We start from the raw sequence: 2,897 nt of genomic DNA on the forward strand, positions 1-2,897 counted from the left end.
AGTGATTCTGTAGGAGCTGCCGAAGGCTGCGATCTTTTGCTTTTCAGGTTTAACCAAGCAAGTCGCGCAGGACCTGGGTGAACGCTCGGTTGCTCTCTTCTTCATCAGCATGCCGGCCATCACGCACGACCCACTGCCCATTCACCAACACATCCCGCACCTGCCGATCACCACCGGCAAACAACCAGCGATTCAAAATCCCGTCACCACTGGCCGTTGCCAGGTACGGATCGTTGCCGTCCAGCACCAGCCAATCCGCACGCTTGCCCACTTCCAATGCGCCAATCGGCTGACCCAACGCCTGCGCGCCGCCATCCAGTGCCGCATCAAACAGTGTGCGCCCGACCATCGGCTGATCGGCGCCATACAAGCGGTTGCGGCGTTGGTCGCGCAGACGTTGGCCGTATTCAAGCCAGCGTAGTTCTTCCACCACGCTCAATGACACATGGCTGTCGGAACCGATGCCCATGCGCCCGCCCTGAGCCAGGAAATCAACTGCCGGGAATATCCCGTCACCCAGGTTGGCTTCGGTGGTCAGGCACAGACCGGCGATGGCGCGACTCTTGGCCATCAGCGTGACTTCTTCCGGGTTGGCGTGGGTCGCGTGAACCAGGCACCAGCGCTGATCGACGTCGACATTTTCGTACAGCCATTGCAGCGGACGGCGGCCGCTCCAGGTCAGGCAGTCGTCGACTTCTTTCTGCTGTTCGGCGATGTGGATGTGCACCGGGCACTGCTTGTCGCTGGCCGCCAGCACTTCGCTGATCTGCTGCGGTGTGACCGCGCGTAGCGAGTGGAAACACAGCCCCAGAGCCTGCGCCGGTTGCCGCGCGAGGATTGGCTGCAAGCGCGATTGCAGCTTGAGGTAGTTTTCGGTGCTGTTGATGAAGCGGCGTTGGCCTTCGTTCGGCGTCTGGCCACCGAAACCGGAGTGGCTGTAGAGCACCGGCAACAAGGTCAAACCCATACCGGCGGAGCTGGCGGCCTGGCTGATGCGCAGGGCCAGTTCGGCGGGGTCTGCGTAAGGCTGACCATTGAGGTCGTGGTGTACGTAGTGAAATTCCGCGACCGAGGTATAACCGGCTTTGAGCATTTCGATGTACAGCTGACGGGCGATGACGCCGAGTTGTTCCGGGCTGATTTTTCCGACGAGGCGATACATCAAGTCGCGCCAGGTCCAGAAGCTGTCGTTCGGATTACCCGCCACTTCTGCCAGCCCGGCCATGGCCCGCTGGAAGGCGTGGGAGTGCAGATTCGGCATGCCCGGCAGCAGCGGACCGCTCAACCGTTCGGCGTCATCTGCATGGGAATCGGCCTGGATATGGGTCAATAAGCCGTCGGCGCTGACCTCAAGACGTACATTGTTGGCCCATCCACTAGGCAGCAGCGCGCGTTCGGCAAAGAAGGCGGACATGGTTCAGCACCCCATCGTGTGTTATTTGTATATACATATACAGACGTTTGCCTGCCCGGTAAACTCCGGCAAGCTAGCAACCCTATCCAAACGAACAAGGATCAACCGTGCCGACTCCGCCTCCAGTCTCTCCGTTGGCCGCGAACATGGGCGACAGTCCGGCGCCCTTGTACGCCCGCGTCAAACAAATGATCACCCAGCAAATCGACAGTGGAAACTGGCCGCCGCACTACCGCGTTCCGTCGGAAAGCGAGCTGGTCAGCCAACTGGGCTTCAGCCGCATGACCATCAACCGTGCCCTGCGCGAGATGACCGCCGATGGCCTGCTGGTGCGCATGCAAGGCGTCGGTACGTTCGTCGCTGAACCAAAAAGCCAGTCCGCCCTGTTCGAAGTGCACAACATCGCCGACGAAATCGCCTCTCGCGGCCATCGCCACACCTGCAAGGTCATCACTCTTGAGGAAGAGGCCGCGGGCTCCGAGCGCGCCCTGGCCCTGGACATGCGCGAAGGGCAGAAGGTGTTCCACTCGCTGATCGTGCATTTCGAAAATGACATTCCGGTGCAAATCGAAGACCGTTTCGTCAACGCGCTGGTGGCACCGGATTACCTCAAGCAGGACTTCACCCTGCAAACGCCATACGCCTACCTGAACCAGGTCGCGCCGCTGACCGAAGGTGAGCACGTGGTCGAGGCGATCCTGGCCGAGTCGTCCGAATGCAAATTGCTGCAGATTGAAAAGGGCGAGCCGTGCCTGCTGATCCGTCGCCGCACCTGGTCCGGGCGTCAGCCGGTGACAGCCGCTCGCTTGATCCACCCCGGTTCCCGTCATCGCCTGGAAGGTCGCTTTCATAAATGAGCAGTCTGAAAGTTTTACGCGCCAAAGATTACCCACGCATGCCGTGGAAAAACGGCGGCGGCAGCACCGAAGAAATCACCCGCGACGCCGGCACCGGTCTGGATGGGTTTGGCTGGCGTCTGTCGATTGCCGACATTGGCGAATCGGGTGGATTTTCCACCTTCGCCGGTTATGAGCGGGTGATCACCGTGTTGCAAGGCGACGGTATGACGCTGACAGTGGATGGTCACAGCACCCGGCCACTGTTACCGCTGGACCCGTTTGCCTTCAGTGGTGAGAGCAAGGTTTCCTGCACATTGCTTGGCGGTCCGATTCGCGACTTCAATCTGATTTACGCGCCGCAGCGGTATGACGCGCGGTTGCAGTGGTTGAGTGGCGAACAGCGGTTCTTCAGCTCGGCGGGGACAGTGTTGGTGTTCAGTGTCAGCGAAACGCTGGAAGTGAAAGTCGGTAACAGTGCTTCGCAGCTTGGTCGGCATGATTGCCTGCAACTGGGCGGTAACACCGATCTGCTGGACGTATCCATCAATGGCGCATGCTGCGTGATTGAACTGGCTGCACGCTGATCCAAAATCCTTAAAAGATCGCAGCCTTCGGCAGCTCCTACATTGGAATGGGTACATTCT

Annotated in this window: 3 protein-coding genes; 2 read left to right on the plus strand and 1 reads right to left on the minus strand. The window is 59.9% G+C overall.

Annotation, left to right across the window (positions count from 1 at the left end; translation table 11 throughout):
* Window positions 1-49: 49 nt before the first annotated feature.
* A complete protein-coding gene (locus ACW9JC_RS29775; protein WP_457459518.1) occupies window positions 50-1,414 on the minus strand; it encodes a formimidoylglutamate deiminase in 1,365 nt (454 codons plus the stop codon).
* A gap of 146 nt (window positions 1,415-1,560) precedes the next feature.
* Between ACW9JC_RS29775 and hutC the strand changes: the two genes are divergently transcribed.
* Window positions 1,561-2,271, plus strand: a complete 711-nt coding sequence (gene hutC / locus ACW9JC_RS29780; protein ID WP_173677901.1) for a histidine utilization repressor — start codon at window positions 1,561-1,563, stop codon at window positions 2,269-2,271.
* Window positions 2,268-2,837 (plus strand): HutD/Ves family protein, encoded by a 570-nt coding sequence (locus ACW9JC_RS29785; RefSeq protein WP_448106019.1) that lies wholly within the window; start codon window positions 2,268-2,270, stop codon window positions 2,835-2,837. Before hutC ends, ACW9JC_RS29785 begins: the two co-directional genes overlap by 4 nt.
* Window positions 2,838-2,897 lie beyond the last annotated feature (60 nt).

This window comes from Pseudomonas sp. SDO5591_S426 (genome assembly GCF_054070755.1).

Coding starts and splice junctions, on each gene's coding strand:
- ACW9JC_RS29775 (WP_457459518.1), bottom strand. CDS start 1,414: ATGTCCGCCTTCTTTGCCGAACGCGCGCTGCTGCCTAGTGGATGGGCC.
- hutC (WP_173677901.1), top strand. CDS start 1,561: ATGGGCGACAGTCCGGCGCCCTTGTACGCCCGCGTCAAACAAATGATC.
- ACW9JC_RS29785 (WP_448106019.1), top strand. CDS start 2,268: ATGAGCAGTCTGAAAGTTTTACGCGCCAAAGATTACCCACGCATGCCG.